This is a genomic window from Polaromonas sp. OV174, from assembly GCF_900112285.1.
In the GTDB taxonomy this organism is placed as follows: Bacteria; Pseudomonadota; Gammaproteobacteria; order Burkholderiales; family Burkholderiaceae_C; genus Polaromonas.
The window spans coordinates 100,806-123,688 of sequence record NZ_FOKZ01000012.1 but is presented as its reverse complement, the minus strand read 5'-3'; the positions used below and the strand labels follow the sequence as shown (position 1 = coordinate 123,688).

General features: G+C 61.2%; 20 protein-coding genes and 2 pseudogenes. 6 read left to right on the top strand and 16 right to left on the bottom strand.

What is annotated here, in order from left to right; translation table 11 throughout:
- Positions 1-46 precede the first annotated feature (46 nt).
- The 7 genes from BM160_RS12505 to BM160_RS12475 form a co-directional block, all read right to left on the bottom strand.
- Positions 47-1,288 carry an MgtC/SapB family protein gene (locus BM160_RS12505; protein WP_092005833.1) on the bottom strand — a complete coding sequence of 414 codons (1,242 nt, stop codon included), beginning with the start codon at positions 1,286-1,288 and terminating at the stop codon, positions 47-49.
- Positions 1,289-1,441: 153 nt separating this feature from the next.
- Positions 1,442-4,234 carry a cation-translocating P-type ATPase gene (locus BM160_RS12500; protein WP_092005713.1) on the bottom strand — a complete coding sequence of 931 codons (2,793 nt, stop codon included), beginning with the start codon at positions 4,232-4,234 and terminating at the stop codon, positions 1,442-1,444.
- A 9-nt stretch (positions 4,235-4,243) separates the two neighbouring features.
- A complete protein-coding gene (locus tag BM160_RS12495) occupies positions 4,244-5,281 on the bottom strand; it encodes a zinc-dependent alcohol dehydrogenase family protein (RefSeq protein ID WP_092005710.1) in 1,038 nt (345 codons plus the stop codon).
- Positions 5,282-5,498: 217 nt separating this feature from the next.
- Positions 5,499-6,092 (bottom strand): NAD(P)H-dependent oxidoreductase, encoded by a 594-nt coding sequence (locus tag BM160_RS12490; RefSeq protein WP_092005707.1) that lies wholly within the window; start codon positions 6,090-6,092, stop codon positions 5,499-5,501.
- The gene (locus tag BM160_RS12485) at positions 6,089-6,994 is read right to left on the bottom strand and encodes a ribose-phosphate pyrophosphokinase (protein WP_092005704.1); all 906 of its coding nucleotides are present in this window, start codon (positions 6,992-6,994) and stop codon (positions 6,089-6,091) included. The genes BM160_RS12490 and BM160_RS12485 overlap by 4 nt, the downstream gene beginning before the upstream one ends.
- Complete coding sequence (locus tag BM160_RS12480; protein WP_092005701.1) at positions 6,994-8,520, bottom strand: thymidine phosphorylase family protein; 1,527 nt, start codon at positions 8,518-8,520, stop codon at positions 6,994-6,996. The genes BM160_RS12485 and BM160_RS12480 overlap by 1 nt, the downstream gene beginning before the upstream one ends.
- Before the next feature lie 121 nt (positions 8,521-8,641).
- A complete protein-coding gene (locus BM160_RS12475; protein ID WP_092005698.1) occupies positions 8,642-8,821 on the bottom strand; it encodes a hypothetical protein in 180 nt (59 codons plus the stop codon).
- 189 nt (positions 8,822-9,010) lie between these two features.
- Between BM160_RS12475 and BM160_RS12470 the strand changes: the two genes are divergently transcribed.
- Positions 9,011-9,979, top strand: coding sequence for a universal stress protein (locus BM160_RS12470; RefSeq protein WP_255368860.1), 969 nt, complete (start codon positions 9,011-9,013; stop codon positions 9,977-9,979).
- A 132-nt stretch (positions 9,980-10,111) separates the two neighbouring features.
- Here the strand turns inward: BM160_RS12470 and BM160_RS12465 are convergent, their stop codons facing one another.
- Positions 10,112-10,633: a Rossmann-fold NAD(P)-binding domain-containing protein gene (locus tag BM160_RS12465; protein ID WP_177219003.1), complete on the bottom strand. Its 522-nt coding sequence runs from the start codon at positions 10,631-10,633 to the stop codon at positions 10,112-10,114.
- Between the two features lie 322 nt (positions 10,634-10,955).
- On the opposite strand from BM160_RS12465, the gene BM160_RS12460 reads away from it, so the two are divergent.
- The gene (locus BM160_RS12460) at positions 10,956-11,624 is read left to right on the top strand and encodes a Crp/Fnr family transcriptional regulator (protein ID WP_255368859.1); all 669 of its coding nucleotides are present in this window, start codon (positions 10,956-10,958) and stop codon (positions 11,622-11,624) included.
- A gap of 25 nt (positions 11,625-11,649) precedes the next feature.
- Here the strand turns inward: BM160_RS12460 and BM160_RS12455 are convergent, their stop codons facing one another.
- Together BM160_RS12455 and BM160_RS12450 are read right to left on the bottom strand one after the other, a co-directional pair.
- On the bottom strand, positions 11,650-13,734 hold the full coding sequence (locus tag BM160_RS12455; RefSeq protein WP_092005686.1) for a PAS domain S-box protein: 2,085 nt from the start codon (positions 13,732-13,734) through the stop codon (positions 11,650-11,652).
- 22 nt (positions 13,735-13,756) lie between these two features.
- Positions 13,757-14,479 (bottom strand): response regulator, encoded by a 723-nt coding sequence (locus BM160_RS12450; RefSeq protein ID WP_092005683.1) that lies wholly within the window; start codon positions 14,477-14,479, stop codon positions 13,757-13,759.
- A 938-nt stretch (positions 14,480-15,417) separates the two neighbouring features.
- On the opposite strand from BM160_RS12450, the gene BM160_RS12445 reads away from it, so the two are divergent.
- From BM160_RS12445 to phbB, 3 genes are all read left to right on the top strand, one after another.
- Entirely contained in the window at positions 15,418-15,993 is a 576-nt protein-coding gene (locus tag BM160_RS12445) for a hypothetical protein (protein WP_092005680.1), read from the top strand.
- A gap of 288 nt (positions 15,994-16,281) precedes the next feature.
- The gene (locus BM160_RS12440; RefSeq protein WP_092005677.1) at positions 16,282-16,737 is read left to right on the top strand and encodes a universal stress protein; all 456 of its coding nucleotides are present in this window, start codon (positions 16,282-16,284) and stop codon (positions 16,735-16,737) included.
- 51 nt (positions 16,738-16,788) lie between these two features.
- Positions 16,789-17,538, top strand: coding sequence for an acetoacetyl-CoA reductase (gene phbB / locus BM160_RS12435; RefSeq protein WP_092005675.1), 750 nt, complete (start codon positions 16,789-16,791; stop codon positions 17,536-17,538).
- Between the two features lie 112 nt (positions 17,539-17,650).
- On the opposite strand, the gene BM160_RS12430 is transcribed toward phbB, so the two are convergent.
- The 5 genes and pseudogenes from BM160_RS12430 to BM160_RS12410 all read right to left on the bottom strand — a co-directional run.
- Positions 17,651-18,082: an Hsp20/alpha crystallin family protein gene (locus tag BM160_RS12430; protein ID WP_092005672.1), complete on the bottom strand. Its 432-nt coding sequence runs from the start codon at positions 18,080-18,082 to the stop codon at positions 17,651-17,653.
- A gap of 42 nt (positions 18,083-18,124) precedes the next feature.
- On the bottom strand, positions 18,125-18,778 hold the full coding sequence (locus BM160_RS12425; RefSeq protein WP_092005670.1) for a BON domain-containing protein: 654 nt from the start codon (positions 18,776-18,778) through the stop codon (positions 18,125-18,127).
- A gap of 202 nt (positions 18,779-18,980) precedes the next feature.
- The gene (locus BM160_RS12420) at positions 18,981-20,429 is read right to left on the bottom strand and encodes a bifunctional aminoglycoside phosphotransferase/ATP-binding protein (RefSeq protein WP_092005667.1); all 1,449 of its coding nucleotides are present in this window, start codon (positions 20,427-20,429) and stop codon (positions 18,981-18,983) included.
- A 49-nt stretch (positions 20,430-20,478) separates the two neighbouring features.
- A complete protein-coding gene (locus BM160_RS12415) occupies positions 20,479-21,468 on the bottom strand; it encodes a zinc-dependent alcohol dehydrogenase family protein (RefSeq protein WP_092005831.1) in 990 nt (329 codons plus the stop codon).
- Between the two features lie 141 nt (positions 21,469-21,609).
- A pseudogene (locus BM160_RS12410) lies at positions 21,610-21,801 on the bottom strand (transposase); the annotation flags it as partial.
- 31 nt (positions 21,802-21,832) lie between these two features.
- Between BM160_RS12410 and BM160_RS22955 the strand changes: the two are divergent.
- Positions 21,833-21,935 (top strand): annotated as a pseudogene (locus BM160_RS22955) (IS481 family transposase); the annotation flags it as partial.
- Here BM160_RS22955 and BM160_RS12405 read toward each other — a convergent pair.
- The gene (locus tag BM160_RS12405) at positions 21,932-22,675 is read right to left on the bottom strand and encodes a DUF2726 domain-containing protein (protein WP_092005664.1); all 744 of its coding nucleotides are present in this window, start codon (positions 22,673-22,675) and stop codon (positions 21,932-21,934) included. The pseudogene BM160_RS22955 and the gene BM160_RS12405 overlap by 4 nt on opposite strands.
- Positions 22,676-22,883 lie beyond the last annotated feature (208 nt).

Sequence of the window (22,883 nt, the reverse complement as noted above, 5' to 3'; positions counted from 1 at the left end):
GTGCCGTGATCAGTTTCCCGTGAGCGCGAGGTCCTTGTAAGCTTGCTCACGCAAGCATCATAATGATGGCCGCCGCTGAGCCAGAGGCGATCGAAAGGCAGTAGCCGACCGCGACACGGCGGCCGAGCGACGCCCCGCCAGTAACTGCCGCGATCGACGCCTTCGCCACCATGTTGGCCGCGACAGCAATGCCCACAACCGTCACGGTGGCGGCCACCGCCAAGCTGCCTGCGGCCTGCATTTGCATCACGGTGACGACGATTGCGTCAACATCGGCCAGCCCAGACAGTGCCGCCAACGCATACAAGCCGGGGTTGCCGAGCCACTCTTTGCAGGCTTGGGTCAGCACAGCCATCACGCCGAGAAACGCACCGAAGCCAAGCGCCGTGCTCAGGTCGAACGGTGCGACATCGTCGACTCCAGATGCGAGCTGCTTCCACTGCCATGTGCCCATGCCGAGTAGCGCGATGCCCGCTGCTACCATTGGAATTCCCAGCGGTCGACCGAGCGCAGGCTGAAGCGAGAATACGATCACCGTCATGCGCAGAAACATCATTCCGCAAGCGGCCAACGTGCCGGCCGCTGCGGCATCGGTGAGCCCCGGTTCCGCTCGGGCACGCCTACTGAGCGTGAGCGTGGTTACGGTCGAGGAGGCGAGTCCGCCAAGCAAGCCGGTCCAGAAGATCCCGCGCTGGGGCCCGGTGAGTCGCATCGCGATATGGCCGCACAGAGACAGACCGGCGATCAGGACGACCGCCCACCATAAACGATAAGGGTTCAACGCGTCATAGGGGCCGTACCCAGCGTCAGGCAACAGCGGCAGGATGACAACCGATAGCACGAGCAGCTGCAGCGCCGCGCTGAGCTCACGGTGCTCCACCAATCGCAGCCAGCGGTGCAGCGTGGGCTTAAGATCGAGCAACATCGCCACGACGACCGCCGCGCCGACCGCGATGGCGGCTTGGCCGACGCCGGCCAGCGCGCCGAGAGAGTACGTCAGCAGCGCGGCGACAGCGGTAGTTACGCTCAAACTGCCATGGATACGAACGTTCTCGCGATAGGATACCGCAGCGAGAATGGACAAGCCGGCGAACCCTGTGACCAATGGCCAGGGGCCCAGGGTGACGCTCAGGACGCCGAGCACGCCGCCCAACAAGCCAAACAGCGAGAATGTTCGCAATCCCGCGACGCGGCTCCCTTCAGCGCGCTCGCGCTCGCGCCAACCGCGTTCGAGGCCAATCAGGGCGCCGACAGCGAGTGCTGAGGCCAGAGCTGACACGGTGGACATGACGGAGGCGGATAGGAGTTCCAAGAGAAGAATCCTGTTGTTCGTCGCAAAAAGCGTTCTGTTAGTCATATCGCGGGAACGTTTGGTGCGCGAAATAGCGGCGTACCGCCAGACCTGCATTGACCCATGCCCATTCAAAGGACTGAGGTCATCTTATCTGCCCAATACGCGACCCACCAGCTTGCGCAGTTCGCTGAACCACAGGACGCTACTACCCATAGCGGCGCAGACCAGCCATTGATCCAGCGAAAGTGGCACGGTACCGAAGGCCAGGTTGAGGACGGGGAGGTTGACGACCGCCACCTGCAACAGTACCGATAAGGTGATGGCGCCCCAGAGCCACGGATTGGCGAACAGGCGCGTGAACGCACTCTTGGTCTCCGAGCGGGCATTGAAGCAGTTGAACAAATGGGCGAAAACCAGCACCGTGAAGCCCGCGGTGCGAGCATTGGCGAGGTCGTGCGTGCCTTCGATCAGTCCGCCCGGCAGGTACATGTCGATCGACAGCAGCGAGACCACAGCCACCACCACGCCGATCTGGAACACCCCCGACCACATGCGGGCGTCGATCACCTGCTCACACGCCGAACGCGGCTTGCGTGCCATGACGTCGTCGTCCGGGGGGTCAACGCCCATTGCCAGCGCAGGCCAGGAGTCGGTGATCAGGTTGAGCCACAGGATCTGCGTGGCGAGCAACGGCAACACCACCGTGCCGCCGGGCGCCGCCAAGCCAATCACACCCGCCCCGACCACGCCCAGGAAGACCGTCAGCACTTCGCCCATATTGGAGGACAGCAGGTAGCGCAGGAACTTGCGGATGTTGTCGAAAATGCCGCGCCCCTCGCGCACCGCCTCGACGAGGGTGGCGAAGTTGTCGTCGGCCAGGATCATCTTGGCCGCCTCCTTGGTCACCTCGGTCCCGGTCATGCCCATGGCGATGCCGATATCGGCCGACTTTAGCGCCGGTGCGTCGTTGACGCCATCGCCCGTCATCGCGACGATGTTGCCGTCGGCCTGCAGCGCGTCGACGATGCGCAGCTTGTGCGCCGGGGCTACCCGGGCAAAGACAGAGGTTGTGCGCAGCGCCTTGGCGAAGGCCGCATCGTCCAGTGCATCGAGTTCAAGCCCCGTCAGCGCCTGGGCTCCGGCCGCCACGATGCCCAGGTCGGCGGCTATGCGCAGGGCCGTACGCGGGTGGTCACCGGTGATCATGATCACCCGAATGCCGGCCCGGCGGGCCTCGGCAATGGCGACTGCCGCCTCCTCGCGCGGCGGGTCGATGATGCCCACGGTGCCGACGAAGATAAGGTTTCGTTCAAGCGATTCCGTAGCTTGTGGGTTCTCACCCGGGCTTAACGGGCGGTAGGCCACGGCCAGGGTGCGCAGCGCTGCGTCGGAAAGCGTGTCAACGTCCGCCAGAATTTTTGCCCGCAGCATGTCATCTAGTTCGACGGTCTCCAATCCCACCCGAGCCCGGGTGCAGCGGCCCAGCAGCAGGTCCGGCGCGCCCTTGGTGATCAGCACCACCTGGTCGTCGTGTTCATGGTCAAGCTCTATGCTCGACATCATCTTGCGTTCCGAGGTGAAGGGAATTTCACCGATGCGCTCGAAGCGCCGCTCACGCCGCTCAGTGACACCGAGTTTGCGTTCGGCCACCAAGAAGGCCGCTTCGGTGGGGTCGCCGTGAATCTCCCATGCGCCGCCCGCCCCCTGGCGCAGGTCGGCGTTACTGGCCAGGCTGCCGCCACTCAGGAGCACGATGTGCTCGGCGTGCAGCGGCCCGGTCTGCAACCTGGCGCCCTGGTGTTCGACCTGACCATGGGGCGCATAGCCGACCCCGGTGACATGGCTACTGCCCGAAGCGGTCATGATCCGTTCTATCGTCATCTCCGCGCGAGTTAGCGTGCCGGTCTTGTCCGTGCAGATGACCGAGGTGGAGCCCAGCGTCTCCACCGACGAGAGGCTTTTGACAATCGCCTTGTGTTTCGCCATTCGCTGCACCCCCAGGGCCAGCACCACCGACAGGATTGCCGGTAGCCCCTCGGGAACGGCTGCCACCGCCAGGGCTACGCCCAGCAGCAGCACGGCGATGACATCGGCGGCGCTGCGCAGCTCGGACATCAGCAGGATGGTGCCGACGACCACCACGGCAATGATGAGCACCGCGATGCCCAGCATGTGCCCAATGCGCGCGACTTCCTTTTGCAGCGGGGTAGGCGCCTGCTCGGTGGCTTCGAGCAGTTCAGCGATGATCCCCAGCTGGCTGTACATGCCGGTCGCCGTGACCACCGCGCGACCGGTTCCCTGGGCGATGGCCGTGCCCTTGAAGACCATGTTCAAGCGGTCGCCCAGTGCCGCCGGTTCAGGCAGCGCGGCCGCATCCTTGAGCACGGCTTCGCTTTCGCCGGTCAGCGAGGCTTCCTGCACGCGCAGTGCGGTGGCCAGTATCAGCCGCGCGTCGGCGCCGACGGCATCTCCCTCACCCAGTACCAGTAAGTCGCCTGGCACCAGCTGCGCGCTGGGCACACGCAGCTGCTGGCCGTCACGCACGACGGCCGAGCTCACTGCGGTCATGCGGGCCAGCGCCGCCACGGCTTCCTGCGCCCTGGCTTGCTGCACATGGCCCAGCACGCCATTGAGCAGGACGATGGCGGCGATGACGACGGCATCCACAGGCCAGCCGGCAAACCCGTCGAAGGCCCAGGCGCCCAGCGAGATGGCAATGGCGGCCAGCAGCAGGTAGATCAGTGGGTCCTGGAACTGCGTCAGAAAGCGGCGCCAGGTCGGCGTTTGCGGGGGCGCGCGCAGTTCGTTGGGGCCGTTTTCGGCGAGCCGGCGCGATGCCTCCTGCGACGTGAGCCCCGCTTCGAGGTCAGCCCCCAGCGCCCTTGCCACGTCGTTTGCTTCCCTGAGGGAGGGATCGCCCAGTCTGTCCGATGGCGCCATGGCGCTGCCCTAGGCCTCGATGATCACTTTCAGCGCCTTGGTGTCGGCGGCCTGACCGAAGGTGTCGTAGGCCTGCAAGATAGCGCCCAGCTTGAAATGATGGGTGATCAGTTGTGAGGCGTCTATGCGTTTGGACTGCACGGTCTTGAGCAGCATGGGAATCGAGAAGGTGTCGACCAGCCCCGTGGTGATCGTCACATTGTGCGACCACAGCCGTTCCAGGTGGAGATCGACCTTGACACCGTGCACGCCGACATTGGCGACAGTGCCGCCTGCAGCCACGATGTCCTGACAGAGCTTGAAGGTGGTGGGGATGCCCACCGCTTCGATGGCCGTGTCCACCCCGCGTCCGCCTGTCAGTTTCATGACCTGCTGCGCCGCCGTGCCATCGGCGCTGTTCACGGTGGCTGTCGCGCCAAAGCGCTTGCCCACGGCCAGCCGGTTGTCGTCCAGGTCGATCATGATGATCTCGGCCGGCGCATAAAACTGCGCAGTGAGCAGGGCCGCCAGCCCAATCGGCCCGGCACCCACGATGGCGACGCTGGAGCCTGGTTCGATCTTGCCGTTCAGCACGCCACACTCGAAGCCGGTCGGCAGGATGTCGCTGAGCATGACCAGCGCCTCTTCGTCGGCGCCCTGTGGAATCGGGTACAGGCTGGTGTCGGCGTAGGGAATGCGGACAAACTCGGCCTGGGTGCCATCGATGCGGTGGCCGAGCAGCCAGCCCCCGGTGGTGCAATGCGAATACATGCTCTTGCGGCAAGCGGGGCAGCGCCCGCAGGCGGTAATGCAGGAGATCAGCACCCTGTCCCCCGGCTTGAAGCTGACGACACCCGGTCCCACGGCCTCAATCACGCCAACGCCTTCGTGGCCCAGGATGGTTCCGGGCTGGCAAGTGGGGACGTCACCTTTGAGGATGTGCAGGTCGGTGCCGCAAATCGTCGTCCGGGTGATCTTGACGATCGCGTCGGAGGGCGACTGGATGGCTGGTTTGGGGCGCTCTTCCAGGTTCTTGTGGCCTGGGCCGTTGTAGACGAGGGCTCGCATGGTGGTTTTCCTTTTCTCAGTTGCTTTAGTGGCCAGACGGGGAGGAGTGGACATCGGTGCAAAGGTGCCGGCCCGCCGTCATAAAGGGCACGGCCGAAGCGCGAGGGATTGCCGTGCGGCGCGAGCACAGTTTCTCGGGCCTGGACAGCAGCATCACATTTTGGGCGCTGATTCACCGTGCGCCAGCGTACCCAAGGGCGTATTGCAATGTGGCCCATCACTCTGCCCTCCGCCCCAACAGCTGCATCTTCTCCAGCCATTGCTGCGCGTCCGTCGGCTTGAAACTGCCGATCATGCCGATCAGAGTCTCCCGCACCGGCGCCATGCCGACAAAGCCCAGAATGTTGCGCTCCAGTGATTTGACGCTATGGGCGCGGAAATACCAGCGGTAGAGCAGGGCTGGCATACCCATGGTGACCACCACGCGGGCCGAGCGGCCTGTCAGGCCTTTCTTCGTGAAGGCGGTGCTGCCGGCCTCGCGTTCAAAGGCAAAGCCGGGACGGGCTACCTGTTCCAGAAAGCCCTTGAGCATGGCTGGCATATCACCTAGCCACAGCGGGAAGAAAAGTACGATGTGTTCCGCCCAGCGAATATCGTCCTGCGCCGGTTGCAGGCCGTCGGGCACCGCGCCTTCATTCCAGTCTTTTTGACTGCGCAACAGCGGGAAGTCGAGTTCGGCCACATTGACCCAGCGCACCTCGTGGCCTGCATCTCGGGCGCCAATGGCGTAGGCCTTGGCCAGGCCATGGCACAGATGGGGTTCCGCCGCGTCGGGGTGGCCCTGGAGCAGGAGGATGTGCTTTGCCTTCATGACGGATCGCCCTTTGTGACAGGGCATGAGACGGCGCGCACGGCCCTGGCCAGCAGGGGGGCGAGTCGGATTGTGTTGGAGGCGTGCGGGATGGTGTCGCAGGTCACCACCCGCGCCACGCCTGCGTCCTGCAGCCGCTGCAGTGCGCCGTTGTCAAACAGGGCATGCACGCCAATACATAGGGGAGCGACCATGCCGGCCTGCTTCAGGGTCGAGGTAGCGGCGACGAGGGTCTGGCCAGTAGAGATGATGTCGTCTAGCAGTACCGGGGTCCTGCCGGGCCAGAGGCCATCACCGGTCAGCACGACGCGCACATCGCGGTCAGCCACGCGGGTCTTGCTCATTACCGTCCAGGGTACATCCGCCAGCCTTGCCACTTCGGCCACCCATTGCTGGCTTTCCTGATCGGGCCCGATCACCAGCGGAAGGTCGACATGGCTGCGAAGCCAGCGAGCGATCAAGGGGGCCGCTGCGACAGCCTGTGTGCGGATCGGATAGATAGCTCCGAGACTGTGCCAACGGTGCAGGTGGGGATCGACCGTGACCAGGAAGTCAAGCGATGCCGAGAGCAGCCGGGCATAGCTGCGAGAAGTGATCGCCTCACCCGCATTGAAGCGGTGGTCCTGCCGCATGTAGGCCAGATAGGGCGCCACCAGGCCGACTTGCGCGGCACCCAGGTCACGTGCGGCATCGGCGGCAAACAGTAAGGGGAGGGTCTTGTCATCGGGGTGGTGCAGGCTGCCGGCCAGCACGATGCAGCGCCCCTTCACCGGCGCGTCTATGCGCACCAAGGTTTCCCCGTCGGGGAAGCGATGCTGCCACAAGGCGCTCCAGTCGCAGCGCAGCAGGCGAGCCAGGGAGCTCGCAAGCTGGGTTGCACCTGGCAGGGCGATGATCAGCATCAGGCATCCTCCAGTACATGCACCGTATCGGCTTGCGAGGTCGCATATTCCAGCGCATAGGCCAGCTCGCCTGGCGTGGCGGCGTGCAGCGTGAACAGCGGCTGGCCGCGCTCGACGAACTCCCCCGGCCTGACATGCAGGTCGATGCCCGCACAAGCCGCCTCGGGGGCTCCGGCCAGTTTGGCAATGCGTGACAGACGCCTGTTGTCAATGGTCAGAACGCTGCCGCTGCGCAGCGCATGCATTGCCTGCCGGTAGGCCGCTGTGGGGGGGACGCGCAGCCCGCCCTGTGCCGCACAAATGTCCTGAAACTTGCGCCAGGCCCGGCCGTCGGCCAGTACGGCGCTGGCCAGAGCGAGGCCGCCACCGGCCGGTGCGGCGCCACCGAACTCGAGAATTTCGCCGGCCAACAGTAGCGAGCGCTGGGCCAGGTCGGCCGGAGCATCGGCCTGGTTTTGAAGAACGGCCAGTACGTCGCGAGCCTCCAGCGCGGGGCCTATGCCCCGGCCCACCGGGGCCAGGCCGTCCGTCTGAACCACGCGCACCTGGAGTCCCAGCGCCTGCCCCACCTGGCTGAGCAGCCGTCCCAGCAACTCCGCAGCCTGTGCGCTGCGAACCTTGGCTGTGGGCCCTACAGGCAGGTCGATCAGCACATGGGTGGAGCCCGCCGCTACCTTTTTGGACAAAATCGAAGCGACTAGTTGGCCTTGGCTGTCCAGGTCCAGCGGGCGCTCCACCCGGATCAGGATGTCGTCCGCCGGACTCAGGCGCACCGCGCCGCCCCAAACCACGCAGCCGCCGGTGGATTCCACTACCCGGCGTATCTGCGCCACATCCAGGTCGACCGGCGCCATTGTTTCCATGGTGTCGGCCGTACCGGCGGGGGAGGTGATGGCGCGTGACGATGTTTTTGGCATGCGCAGGCCGCAGGCCGCCACGATGGGTACGATCACCATGGTCGTGCGGTTGCCGGGCAATCCGCCCACGCAGTGCTTGTCCATGACCAGGCCTTCACCCCAGTCAATCCGTTCGCCGACGGCGACCATCGCGCGGGTCAGCGAGACCGTTTCTTCCAGGTCAAGCCGGCCGCCGGCACAGGCGGTGACAAAGGCCGCCAATTGCAGGTCCGAATAGCGACCGGCGACCACATCCTCAATCACGGCAGTAATGGCCGCCTGGGTGAGGCGCCGTCCATAGACCTTGGCGCGCACATGACCCAGGGATTCGAGCGGCGAGGGGTGGCGCAGCGAGACCATGTCGCCATCCTGCGCCTTGAGCAGGCGCCACGCCGCTTCGGACAGACCGGCCTCGTCGGGCGCGAGAAAGTCGCCAGACACCACGTTCAGCGTGGCAACAATGGTGCGCTCACCCAGCGCAAGCTCCACCCGCGATTGCGCCTCGAAGCCCTCCGAGTGGCAGACACGGCAGTCACGGTGCATAAACAGCACAGGCTCCTGGTAGGTGTCGATACCCAGCCGCCGCAGGCGCAGCTTGCCAGGGGGGAACGGAATTGGCGTGGCTTTCATGGCTGTAAGACCTTCCAGCCACTGTAAGCAAGGGAAGTTCGCATCACCTTGATAAAGCGCAAGGAGGGACTGTGATCTCAGTGGAATAAAGGCGAAAAATGAGCAGAATGCTGATTTCCGGCTACCGGACGCTCAGGAATTCCTGCGGGCGGTCGACGGGAATGTCCACGTCCTTTATCACCGATTCCGGATGCAGGCCGGGCCGCTCGATCTCCCCGTGTAGCCAGGCAACCTGCTCGTTAGTCGTATTGACGCTGCGGCTCAGAGCGCCAATGGTTTCCAGTGTGTGGACCGAAGCCACAGCCTATATCCACGAAGCTCTCGCCTGCGCGCGAGGTGGCGCTTGCGACAAACGTGGTCAATCTTGTTGCGCTGGGTTTTATCCCGGATCTGCGTGCCTTTGGGCCAGTTGCCATAGGTACATATCATCAGCGGATCGTCAAGCCACAGGGAGCAGAACTGATTTCCCAGTCCATAGTGGGTGCGGACGTTGATTTTGGCGCTTTCCGGACTATGTGAAGTATTGGACTGCTCACTTCATGGATGCGGCTTCGTCGAAATTGATATGGCGCAAGGCAACACGATGCCAATGAGCGTAAATTTTTTCTCGTGCATTTTCAACTTCAAAGGATTTCTTATGCAGACGCCCAAATCGATCCTGCTGCACTTGGATAGTTCAGCGCGTGCTGCGGAACGCATCAAGGTTGCCAGTCAACTGGCCGACGCCTTTGAGGCTGAAGTCACCTGCCTGCCGTTCACGATGTCGGCGCTGGCGCGCTATCCCTTCGCGCTGGAGGGCGCGGCTGAAACCATGGCAGTGATACTGGAAATGGACAAAGAATGCCGCGACAAGGCATTTGCAACGTTCGTCGCGGCCGGCGCGGGGTCGCCCCGCCTCAAATGGACGGAGCCCTTGAGCGATGCACCCTGGGGCTACGCCCGTCGCTCACTGTATTTTGATCTGATGATCCTGGGCCAGCGCGATGCGGATGATCCAGCGGCGGGTGAACTGCCTGCTGATTTCCTCCCAAGCTTGTTGGTCGAGAGTGGTCGGCCCGCGCTGATACTGCCTTCTACTGGCTTGATTGCCCCCATAGGGCGCACCGTACTAGTGGCTTGGAAAGAGACACGAGAAGCGGCCCGCGCGGTATCGGCTGCGTTGCCTTGGCTGCATGGCGCAGACCGTGTGCATGTGGTCTGCTACGGCGAATCTGCTGACGCCTCCCTCCACGCTTTGCAGGGCTATCTGGCGTTGCAAGGTGTATCTGCAGTACTGCACCCTGGTGGATCGGAGCAGGACGATGCCGGCAACTACCTGTTGTCTATGGCCGCGGATCTGGGGGCGGATCTGCTCGTGATGGGTTGTTACGGACACAGCCGGGCACGGGAATGGGTGTTGGGTGGGGCAACGCGTACCATCCTGCAGTCCATGACCTTGCCGGTACTGATGTCGCACTGAGTCTCACCGAACCACACAGCCTATTACAGGCCACGACAGATGGTGGTAGGTGCCGATCTGGATCACTTGGTGACTCTGTTCACCGGCTAGGTACGACAGTGGATTGTGATCGCGGATAGAGACCATGCGTGTTCACAAGCCTACGCCTAGCGCGTGCAGCAACACGGCCTGCAAGACCATGCGCCGATCGTCGGCTGCGGCTTGAATGTCTCCCAAGCATGCGGTTATCGCGGCCGTTGGATGCTCGGGCGAGGCGAGGGCGTTGAAAACCGGCACCCCGGCCTCCTGAGTCAGTTGCCGAACAAGCTCCGGTGTCAGGCCCTGGCATTCCAGCGCGTCATAGAGCCGGCCAAGCACCTGTGCGGTTTTCTGAGCCTCTTGCGGAACGGCGAGGACTGACAGGTCGGATGGATCGAAGCGCAAGTGGGCGACCTGAGCCCCCAGTTCTGTTGCTGCGCGGTGAAACAGCGCCTGCGCCGCATCAGCCTCCGATGAATAAAGCAGCGCGAAATTCCTGCCTTTTAGAAGCGGGAGAACGGCGCCCTTGGCGGCCTGACGCTGCAAGGCAAGGGCATTGGCCAGAATGGCGCGTGCGTATTCTGGCGGCAGCGCTTGGAAGCCGTCACAGCTTGTATGGAGCGATAGGGTGTTCACAATGACCCAGCCTAGCCGGACGGGCTTGACCCGATTTTGAGGTGAATCAATTGCGAGCCCTGTCAGGATGGTTCTGACACAAAGCATTGACATACTGTTACTGAGTGATGCTCGGCATTGATACGGCATTGCCAGGCGCTTTCTAGACTGAACTCTATCGTTTCATATCACCCACCACACGCAGGAGTTTGAGATGCTTGGTTCAAATGCTGGCACAGCCGCCCCGCTACAGCCCTTCACCGTTGCGCTCCCCACCAGTACAGCTAGCGCATACGGAATGCCCAGCATGCCCAGGCAGCAGGCTGGCCGAAAAATAGCCGACATGTTGACCCTGTTGAGTGGTCAAGTTGCGCCGCAACGTCGGGTGGTGCATGCTGGCGATGTGATCTACCAGGCCGGAGAGCGTTTTAGCCATCTGTACGCGGTGAACTCCGGTTTCTTTAAAATTGTGAACCTTACGGTCGATGGGCGTGTCCAGGTCGTCAGTCTTAAGTTTCGCGGTGACTGGCTTGGTTTCGATGGTATCGCCGACGGTTGTTATGTGTGCGATGCGGTCGCCATGGATACCAGCGAGATCTGGGGGTTTCGCTACGAAGGTCTGCTTGCCGCCTGCGTCGAAAAGCCCATGCTGCTGACGGTGTTGCACGAAGCCATGAGTCGGGAGATCGCCCACGACCGTGACTCTTTGATGTCGGTTTGCACGCTGCCGGCCGATGCCCGTGTCGCCGAGTTTCTGCGCCAATGGGTTCTGTCGCTGGAAAATAGTGGCATGCGAACGGATGAGATCAAGTTGCGTATGACGCGCGCAGAAATTGGCAACTACCTAGGCATGACGCTGGAAACGGTGAGTCGTGCACTCTCCAGGCTGGCACGTGAAAAATTGATCTCTTTCGCTCAGAAGGGACGGCGGGAGGTACGGATTCCCGACGCAAACGCCTTGTCGGCATTTGTTCAACGCTGCATTGCACCAGCGCCATCGCTGATGCAATGAGATTCTGTAGAAATCATCTGAAAACTCAGACTCCGGTGTTGCGCTCGCTCAGCAGGTTCGCTATTGCCTGTGCCAATTCGGAGCGCGTAAAAGGCTTGCGTAACAGACCCCAGGACGACGGTGTATCGCGGTCGGCATCCAGTAGTTCAGCGGAAAAGCCTGACATCAAAAGAATGGCGAGTTCGGGAAAGCGGTGTTGAGCCTGCGCTGCGAGCTCGGTCCCACGCATGCTAGGGCCCAGTGCGATATCGGTGAGTAGCAGGTTGAACCGGGTATCCGACCCCAGCGCTCTCAGTGCCATTTCACCGTTTGCCGCGGTGGTCACCACGCAATCGAGTGTCTCAAGAAAGGTCTGCGCGATTTTGCAAACTTCAGGGTCATCTTCGACCAATAGCACGCACAGGCCGCGAGGCAAGGCATGCCTGTCATCCCGGTTCCCCGGGTCGGCGACAGGACTCATCTCCAGTGGGCATGGGAGGTAGAGCGTCACTGTGGTTCCGGCGCCGGGCTGACTATCGATGGCGACGGCGCCTTTCGATTGCTTCACGAACCCGTACACCGTACTCAGGCCCAAGCCAGTGCCGCGGCCCGCGGCCTTGGTCGTGAAGAAGGGTTCAAAGGCGCGCTCCTTGACCGCGTTTGGCATGCCTGTCCCCGTGTCGGTGACCCTGATCGCGACAAAAGGCTCGCCATGTGTGCTGGGGTCATCAAGCTGGTGGCGGACCCATGGGGGCAGCGTGTCGTGAATCTCGGCGCTGAAACACAGGGTGCCGCCCGCCGGCATCGCATCGCGCGCATTGATGGCGATATTGAGAAGCGCCGATTCGAGTTGGCCGGGGTCTACCTGCACCTGAAGGCCGGTGGGTGGCATTGCAAGTTCAATGTGGATGTTTTGATCCAGTGTGCGCTGCAACATGTCGGCCATAGACTGCAGCAGGGCTTTCACGTCCACCGCACTGGGTAGCAACATCTGTCGGCGCGAGAAGGCCAGCAGCTTACCCGTGAGCTCAGCGGCACGCCTACTGGCCCGCGTCGCGGCATTGACTCGTTGCGATGCCTGACTGTCCCCAGCGATGATGGAGAGATCCTCCAGTACCTGCAAGTTGCCCAGGATTACCGTCAGCAGGTTGTTGAAGTCATGTGCAATGCCTCCGGTCAACTGACCAACACTTTCCATTCGCTGCACATGGATAAGGGCTTCCTCTGTCTGTGCCCGCTGAAGGCTGGTGGAAAGAAGACTGGCCAGGGATCCCATAAAGCGCAGTTCCTCGTCGCCGAAACGTTTGGGTTCATGCGAGCGTACGGCGAGGGTGCCGATGATCCGCCCGCTGTCGAACAGCGGCACTGCCATCGCGCTGACGAGGCCGGCTTCAAGATAGGCGCTTGGTACGGTGAAACGGCGCTCGGTGTGGTAGTCCATGATGATGACTGGCTCTCCCTGCAACAGGAGAAAGCCGGGGGACGTGCTGGGGTTGCTGGAGATGTAAGCTCCGACTTCCTCTCCTAACACCAAACCCACGCCGCTGGCGACGCGAAACTCGTCGCGATTGGCTTCGAGCAGTACGACCATGGCGGTTTCGACTTGCAGTGCCGCGGCGGCAATGGCCGGCACCTGGTCCAGCAGCGCCTGCATATCACGCACGTCGACCGCGAGACGCCCAAACTGAGCCAGGTGCTCACTGTAGCGCGCTCGTTGGATGGCTTCCTTCACGCGAGGATAGGCCCCAATGCCGCGAATGGCCGCAACGACGAAGGGCAGTCCATGATCCTGCAGTGGGCTGAGGGCGATCTCGACCATGACCTCGCTGCCGTCCTTGCGTTTGGCCGTCAACTCCATATGCGTGCCCATGGGACGTGGGATGGGTGCGTGGCTGTAGGCATTTCGGTAGGCCGCATGGCGCGGGCGAATCGCATCAGGCACAAGGCAGTCCACGTTCAGATCTATCAGTTCCTCTATTGAGTAGCCCAGCAGCACAGCGGCCATCTGGTTGGCCAGCACAATGTTGCCCGCATGGTCGGTGAGCAGCAAGGCATCCGGGTAGGCGCTAAAGAGCAGGCGAAAGACCGTTTGCTCGTCAGTACCACTGGGAAGCGCTGGGGTGATCGGCATGGCCTCCGGAGGAAGCGTCACGCTAGGCCCTTTCCACGGGCGGCACAAGGATATAGCCGGCGCTGCGCACTGACTTGATGATGCAGGGATTCCCGGCATCGACCTCGAGTTTCTTGCGCAGTCGTCCGATCTGTACGTCGATTGTCCGATCGAAGGGTGTCGCCTCCCGACCACGCGTCTGCTCGAGCAGAAAGTCGCGCGTGAGAACCCGGCCAGGATGGCGCGCGAAGAGGCATAGAAGTTCAAATTCACCCGTGGTGAGCGCCACCTCCTGTCCATCGGCGCCGGAGAGTCGCCGCGCGGAGCAGTCCAGTTGCCAGCCGGAGAAGCACAATCGCTCATGGGCGGAGGTGAGCGCTGCAGGGAAGGGATTGGGGGTCAAGCGCCTGAGGATAGCTTTGATGCGGGCAAGCAGTTCACGCAGATCGAAGGGCTTAGTCACGTAGTCGTCGGCACCGACCTCCAGACCGACCACCTTATCCACGGCGTCACCACGCCCGGTGACGATGACAAGACCGCAGAGCCAGTGTTCACGCAACTGACGTGCGATCGACAAACCGTCCTCACCGGGCAGCCCCAGGTCCAATAGCACGAGTCCAGGCGGATCGGAGGCCATCAGCGAAATCAGCGCGCGACCACTATGCAGCTGTGAGACTCGATAGCCCTGATCTTGCAGGTAGCCGGCCAGCAGGAGGGTGATATCCAAGTCGTCATCGACAACGGCGATGTGGGTGGCGGCATTCATTGTTGCTCAGACAAGTGAGGTGAAACCATGGAGGTTGGCCCGCTGGTTGCTTGAAGATGCTGCATCACACGGAAAAAACCCGTGCTGCCAAATTTTTCAGAAGCATTTCTCTTGAGCTTTCTTGACCGCTAGCATGACCTCCAGTGCGGTAATTTAGTGTTGCTACCAGATGTCGTGCGTAAACAAGATGCCCCTCTGCTCGCATTCTTCCAACGCAGCCTGATTCCCGCGAAGAGGCTGCATCAAAATGCCTTGTAACTTGGGATACCCTAATCCTAGGCAGCTTACACCTGATCAAATCTTTTGCGAAGGAAGCCTGGATGGGGCCGAAATCACGATCAACGGCCGCCGTCTGGGCTTTCAGAGCTAAAGCGAGCAGTTTTGACCACATTCACAAGCGCCGTCATCTTGATCCTGGTTACGAACAGTCACCGTGAGGCGGCCGTTTGCTGGCGAGGCAGGAGATATTTCAAAGCGGTCGGTCCGCTGAGATGCAAGCCGCAGAGGCGTCCGAGAAGCTTTTTGATTGGCTTGTCACGGACAAACGGTTCAAGGTCGGCAAGGTTTTGCGCGTTCGCAACTGGAGTTGCCAATGTCAGGTGGCGATACGGGACCCCGGTACAAAATTCCCAGCAACTGGCGTAATTCATGAAACATCTGGTAAGGGAGCTGCCAGCAGCAGAGACGCTAGAAGTTGCCACCTCCGCGCACCAGCCCAGTTTCATCATCGAATTGCATCCCGTTCATGCATTCGCGCATCCGCCTGACGGCCCAGGTGCCGTCAATGGTGCTGTAGACCATCCAAGCCCAGGATTGCGGTCTGGCATCTCGACGAGGCCGTAGCGTTTTTTGAATGAAATTTGCGCTATGTCAACGCCGTTGACTTCATCAAGGCCATGCTGTGAGTCTGTATTCCCATCACAGGAGGAGTTGAATTCATGAACATCAAAAGCATCCTGATTCTCGCGGCGTTGGCAGTCAGTGCTGTAGGTCACGCTGAAAATGAGCCGGTAAAGACCGCCCCAAAGGGCGGCGAAAAAAGCGTGCAGCAACGGGACTCAAGCGCCGCCTCATCTGCGCAGAGTGCGTCGACAACTGCACGCCAAGCCGCTGCGGCGGCTGAAGCTGCTGCGCGCAAGGCCGAGCAGTCTATTGGGAATCTTTCCCAAAGCGCAGCGCAAACCATCAGCCTGCTTGCAAAGAAAGCAGCCGAGATCGCACGGCGTTCTCAGCAAAAAGTCAGGGAGGCCACATTGAAAGCGACGGGCGAAACCAGGGAGGCCGCAATCAAGGCAGAGGAGGCTGCCGAGAAAGCCGTGCAGGCCACGGAGGAGGCTGCGCGGAAAGCCGCCGATGCTGCGCGGCAAGTAGGTGCTTTAGCCAAAGAAGATGCTCTGAAGGCGACGCAGGCCACCCGGGACGCGCTGCATCAGGCCAGCGAGGCGACCAAGGCAGCCGCCCTGGCCGCCAAAGAAGCGGCAGAAAGAGCCGTGAGTGCGGGAAAAAACCGGTGAAAAAGGATTCGGGCACCCAAAAATAGTTGCCACTGTGGGTGTTCCGCGCGCTGACGACAACTTCCAGGAGTGTTCGATGGACAAAACTTATATTGATCTTGGCATGGCGGTGCAAACGCGGGGGTTGAATGCAGTCCCTCTATCCCATGTCGCCACTGGTTGGGTGATCCAAGTGAAGAGCGTTTGCGATTTCGCAAATGAATTTGCACACGCCAGTTGGAGAATTCATAGGTCTGCACGGAGGCCGGTTGCTGACGCTTACTTTGATTCGTTCTGGAGATTTCTATCATGTATCAAAAAATTTTGGTTCCACTGGACGGCAGCCCCACGGCAGACAGAGGGCTGCACGAAGCGATCAAGCTTGCGACGGGGCAAAAAACGACTTTGTATCTGCTGCATGTGGTGAACGATTTCGTGATGATCGTGGAAATGTCCGCGGTAGTGAACTACCAGGAGATGTTGGATCGCTCTCGTCAGTTTGGCGAGGACCTGTTGAGCAAGGCAAAGAACACGGCAGCAAGCGCAGGCGTGCAGGCCGAAACCTTGTTGCGCGAAATCACAAACAAACGTATTGCCGAGGTGATCAACGACGAGGCTGTTCAGGCCGGCTGCGACCTGATCGTCATGGGCACCCACGGCCGCCGTGGGTTTAGCCGCTTGACCTTGGGTAGCGAAGCTGAGGTTGTCGTGCGCTCCTGTCCGGTGCCGGTACTGATGGTGCGTATGGAGACGCCGAAAACATGAGATCGCCCGCTTGATGCGGATGGCGCATCCATATTTTCGAAAGAATTTCCTATGACAACGACACAGCGCATCGCCGTGGTGACCGGCGGGATGGGCGGCCTGGGGGAGGCCATTTGCAGGCGGCTGGCCGACGACGGCTATGCCGTTATGTCCATGCATTCACCGGAAAATAGGCAGGTCGGCGCCTGGCTGGAGGCACAGCAGTTGCTAGGCTACCACTTCACGGCGGTCGAGGTTGACGTTGCCCGTTTTGATTCCTGCGCTGCTGCAGTGGAATCCATCCACCAGCAGCATGGCCCCGTGTCGGTTCTGGTCAACAATGCAAGCATTACCCGTGATGCGAGTTTCAGGAAAATGACGCAGCAAGCGTGGGATACGGTCCTAAGAACCAACCTTGATTCAATGTTCAATATGAGCAAACAGGTCATAGAGGACATGCTCTCGCTTGGATGGGGGCGCATTATCAACATATCGTCTGTCAATAGCCAGCGTGGCGCTTTTGGCCAGGCCAACTACGCGGCATCGAAAGCTGGCATTCACGGCTTCACGAAGTCGATGGCGATCGAATTCGCTGGCAAGCACATCACGGTCAATACCGTCTCTCCCGGCTATTTGCGCACGCGCATGGTCGAAAAGGTGCCGCCCGACGTGATGCAGGAGCGGATCCTGCCCGAGATTCCAGTTGGCCGGCTCGGAGAGCCGGCGGAAGTTGCGGAGTTGGTCGCCTACCTCGCCTCGGAGCGTGCCGCCTTTATCACTGGTGCCAACCTGTCGATCAATGGTGGCCAGCACATGTATTGAGCTCGCGCCGGCCATCCATGATCTGGACAGAGATCAGCGCATATGACCGTAGGTTTGGTAGCTCGGCGTCTGGTGGCCGCGTGATGGCGTAGCCAAAACGCGGTCAGCTTCATTACTGTACCGTCACTTTCTTGGATGCGGAGGTGGCTTTCTTCGGCAGGTCCAGGGTTAGCACGCCATCGGCATACCTGGCTTGCGCCTTGCTGTCATCTACGTCCTGGGAAAGACTGAAGTTACGCGAAACACTACCGTAATAGCGTTCGCTACGCAGTACTTTTCCGCCGTCGCCTTTGGTTTCTTTCTCCTGCTTTATTTCCGCATCAATCTGCACGACATTGCCATCGATGCGAACATTGATATCTTCTTTTTTGACGCCGGGAAGATCCGCTTTGACCTGGTAGGCATTGTCTTTTTCAGAGACATCCAGCCGCATCTGCAAGGGCTGGACGCCCAGGTCGAATTGGGTGGGGGAGAAAAGTCGGTGCAGGGCTGATTCAAAGGATGCGGGAAAACCGGGATCAAGCACACGCAGATGGGTTGTCATGATGGTCCTCGTCAGTTGAGTTAAGTTAAAAAAGCCAGCACGCTAGGCGCTGATCTCCAGTTTGTCCACCACGCGGGAAACCCCGCGCGCCATGAATGCAGCACCGATGGCGGCATCGCGTTCGGCCAACGAGTGAACCTTGCCTTTCAGTGTCACCACATCGCCATCGACCCCGATGCCTATGTGTTGGCTCTCCCGTATGGCCTGTCGCGTCAGCGCCGCAGTGATGTCCGCACCTATGTTCTTGGAGCTGACATGAGGCTTGATGGTGACCTGGTTGGTCAGTCCACGAACACCCAGAAGCGGGCGTATGCTGTTTTCGGCACTGGTGAGCTGATAGCTCCAGTCGACCTCGCCAGTCAAGGTGACCCAGCCATTCTCGACTTCCACCTTGATGCGCTCGTCGGGAACCAATGAGCTCCAGCGCAAAGCAGAACTTGCAACTTGAGCAATTTCGGAATCACTGCGCTTGTGTTCAGCGGACAGTTTGACGTCCAATTCAAGGGCGATGCCGCGTACGCCGGCAACGCGGCGTACAGCCCGTTCCACAGCGTGTTTTTCTGCAAATGTGTCAAGGTGTCCGCTCAGGGTGACGACACCATTTTTGACCATCACGCCAATGCCAACGGGGTTGATGGCCGCGTCCCACGCGAGTTCCGTCGTGACTTCTGCTTTTAGTTGAGAATCCGTTTTCATGAATAGGCTCTCCTTGAGTCGTGTTGAGTGCCTTTGCACGATGCAGCAGGCAAATCAACTCTATGGCAATGGCCGGGCAGGCATTTGATATTGCGCAAGCCATTGGCGTCTGGCATGGCCTGCTGAGCAGAGGTTGATATGGCTCAAATGAATAGCCGGGGATTGTTTTCATCCGCCCCGAAGTGGCCAACCTTGAGTTTCATCAAGATCGGCCGCCTGTGAGTACAAAGGCAAGCTCGTCGCTGGTGAGCGGCTCTGCAAGCGCCAGCATTCGCTCCAGCACGGCGACGTCAGCCTCGGACGAATCACCCCTGCGGGCCAGCAGGCGCGTTCTCAGAACTGGCAAGGGCGCCTCGCAAGCCACGATGAGGAACGGCACGTCAAGTTCACGTGCGAGCGCGAGCGCCTGGCCTCGCTCCGCGCGGCGCAGGAACGCGGCGTCGAGGATCACCGGGTAACCTGCCTGTAGCGTCATGCGGGCCTGTCTGAACAAGTGTGCGTAGGTGCGTGCGGTCGCTTCAGCCTCATACAGGTTCAACCCCCTGGTGTGCGAATCCTCTAGCATTCCGAGCCCGAACAGGCGCTTGCGTTCGACGTCCGAGCGCAGCCGGATCGCGCCTTGTTGCTCCAGCAGCCTTTGCGACTCGAAAGTCTTGCCCGAACCCGGCAGGCCGTGGGTGATATAGAGCCGTGCCTCGCCAGGCGTCGCCCAGGCCAGCGCAGTCTTCAGATAGTGCCGCGCAGCGGCGGCGCGCTTTTCGCCGCGCAGGCTTTCCACCTGGGCTCGCACCAGCGCCCGGTAAACGACCGAATAACGAAGCGAGGGCAGGGCGCCATGGTCGCCGGTCCGGTCTAGCCACCCGTTGATGAAACGAAATGCAAAGTCACGCCGGCCGTGGGCGGCGAAATCCATGACGACAAATGCCGCATCGTCAAGCACGTCTATCCAGCGCAGCGCCGGGTCGAACTCGATGCAGTCGAACGCCGCGATGCCGCCATCCAGGCTCACCACATTGGCCAAGTGCAGGTCGCCATGACATTCGCGCACGCGTCCCTCGGCCTTGCGGGAAGACCACAGCGGCATAAGCGCGTGGGTCTCGGTGTCCAGCCAGGCGCGCAGCAGTGCGTGTTCGGATTTGCTGGCGAGCAGTCGCGCACCCTCCAGCGCCGCCAACACACTGGTGCGCCGTTGCTCGGCGGTCGCAAAGGCGCAGGCTGGGTCGGCACGCGGCGCGTGATCATGAAAATCGGCTAGCAGTTCGGCCAGACGGTCAACCGCCTGGGCGCGCAGAGTTCCGGCTGCGAGTTGTTCATCAAACAGTGCGCCGGGCGCGAAGCGGCGCATGCGCACCGTATACTCCAGCACCGGCCCGGGGCCGTCTAGCGTGGGGGCCCGGTATGTACCGGTGATGCGCGTGACGCCGAGGTACAGTGACGGCGCAAGCCTGCTGTTCAAGCGCACTTCTTCTTCGCAAAAATGCTGCCGCGCTTGCAGCGTGCCGTAGTTGATGAACGGCAGGCGCACCGGCTTCTTGATCTTGTAAGCGGTATCGCCGGCCAGCAGTATCCAGGAAATGTGCGTTTCTATGAGTTCGGCGTGTAGTGTTAGAGCCAGCGCGCTGACGAAGGCGGACGGATAGGCGAGGTGCATGGCGCAAGAGTGGATGGGCCGGATGGGTCGGGGCGCTAGCTGAGGGGGGTCAGGGCACGAGTACTGCAGCGCCGTTCACGGATCCGTTGCGAAGCGCCTGTACTGCGGCGTTGGCATCCTGCAGCGCGAAGGTCTGCACATGGGTTTTTAGCGATAACTCGCCCACCAGGCTGAAGAAGGCATCGCCGTCCGTGCGGGTGAGGTTGGCGACCGATTTGAGCACCCGCTCGCCCCAGAGCAGTTGGTAGTCGAAGGACGGGATGGCGCTCATGTGGATGCCGGCGCAGACCACGGTGCCGCCTTTTCGCGTGGCGGCCAGGGCGGCTGGCACCAGCTCGCCGGCGGGCGCGAAGATCAGCGCTGCATCCAGCAGGGTCGGAGCCGGCTCATGGGAGGGGCCGGCCCAGGCCGCGCCCAGGCTGCGCGCAAAGTTCTGTCCGGCCTGGTCGCCAGCCCGTGTGAAGGCAAATACTTCTTGCCCCCGGAGAACGGCAAGCTGGCAGATGATGTGAGCTGCGGCGCCAAAGCCATACAGACCCAGCCGGCGCGGCGTGTCCGCACCGGCGAGGCGCCAGGCGCGAAAGCCGATCAGCCCGGCGCATAGCAAGGGCGCAGCATGGACATGGTCGTAACACTCTGGCAGTAAAAAACAGTAGCGTTCGTCGGCAGCCGCGTATTCGGCGAAACCGCCATCCCGGTCATAGCCGGTGAAGACCGGCTGGTCGCAAAGGTTTTCCCTGCCCATCATGCAGAACGCGCAGCAAGCGCAGCTTCCTCCAAGCCAGGGAATGCCCACGCGCTGCCCGATAGTGAACCGTTTGGCCTTTGAACCGAGGGCCACGACTTGTCCGACCACTTCATGCCCTGGGATCACCAGGGGATGCCGCGGTGGCAAATCGCCGTCGATGATGTGCAAGTCGGTGCGGCAGACCCCGCAGGCGAGTACGCGGACCACCAGATCGTTGTCGCCGGCTTTCGGAAAAGGCTTGCGCGCGGCCAGCAACTGCCGGCCGGTGGGGTCAACAGTCATGGCAAGCATGGTGGTCGGCAGCATGCCTACATCGTAAGCAATCCTCCTTTCGGCGAGTGAAAATTACGGGCTGGTAATTGATTTGGCGCAAGCCGTGAACACGGCGCGGGTGGAACCATTCGGCATGGGTGGCTGTTACCACCAGCGGATTCAACCGGTCGATGCAACAGATTCGCTGAACATCTCAGCGGGCGTGTGGAAGCCGAGCGTCGTACTCGGCCTCTCGTTCAATTGTCGCGCGATCGCATTGAGCTGAGCCTGTGAGTAACCCGAAATATCGACGCCCTTCGGCAGGTACTGCCTGAGTAGCCCGTTCGTGATCTCGTTGCTTCCGCGTTGCCAGGCGCATGAAGTTGCCTTGGATCACTGAAATCATCACCAGAACTGGCACCGTCCACACCAAGGCATCAGAGGTGTTGCACCCAGGTCCCGACTCAATCACTCTCGAAAATAGCCTCTTGACTCTTCACAGCTAGTGCAACTCGCTCTTGCGACTATCGAGCGGCATGATGAAGGAGTTGTGCTGCCACAGGGTGGGAAAAGAGCTGGAGTCGTTGGGGTCAAGGGAATCATGGTGATCGTCACCGTTTGGCGTCTGGCCGCTGTCGCGGGTCTTGCGCTGACGCGTCAGGGATTCGCGCAGGCTGGTACTGGCCGAAATGATGGCAGCTTGGTTACGCTCATTTTCACGGTCCTGCGGCACGAATGCCATGTCACCCAAGAACTCACGGCGCATGTCATCCAGGCTAGGCAGATCGGCCGCGTCCATCACGATGTAGGCGATGCCGCACTGGTTGAGCAGCGTTTCCTTGAGGATGCGGTTCTTGCTGGGAAGGCGCCGCTGGCCTGCGACGTCCACGCAACCGATGACCCGACCGTCGGCGGTGGTGGTGATGGTGAAGGTGCAATACAAGACGCTGAGCAGTTCAAACCAGTGCAGGCCGAGGTCCTTCGTGATCGGCAGCGTGAAGCGCGTCACAGGCATCTTGACCATCACCGAATGGTCCGGAAAGGCCAAGCTGAGCCAGCGCCAGACCTTGCGTTCCTCGTTACTGGCGACCAGTCGCTGGCGCAAAGGCCAGTGTTTGGGAATGCGGCGACGCATGCGTGCGGTCCGCCGCAGCCACCAGGCGTGAACCAGGGCGCCAAGGCCTGCGCCCATCAGCAGGGCTATGCCGCCCAGTGTTAGCCCAAGACCGTTTGAATAACTGCTCATCACCGTCCGTCTTTAAATTTGAAACCAAGTGCAATAAAAGCCAATGTGAAAATCTGTGAGAGATTCCCAAAAAAGCTGCTAAATGAGCGCCTTGCCTGTTGGTGCGGACCTGAATTTGACCAGGAGCGCCAATCTCAAAGTGATCAGGTCCCACACTCAGATTAGCCATAGCCAGCCACAAAAACCGATGTTGCGGATGGCTCATTCC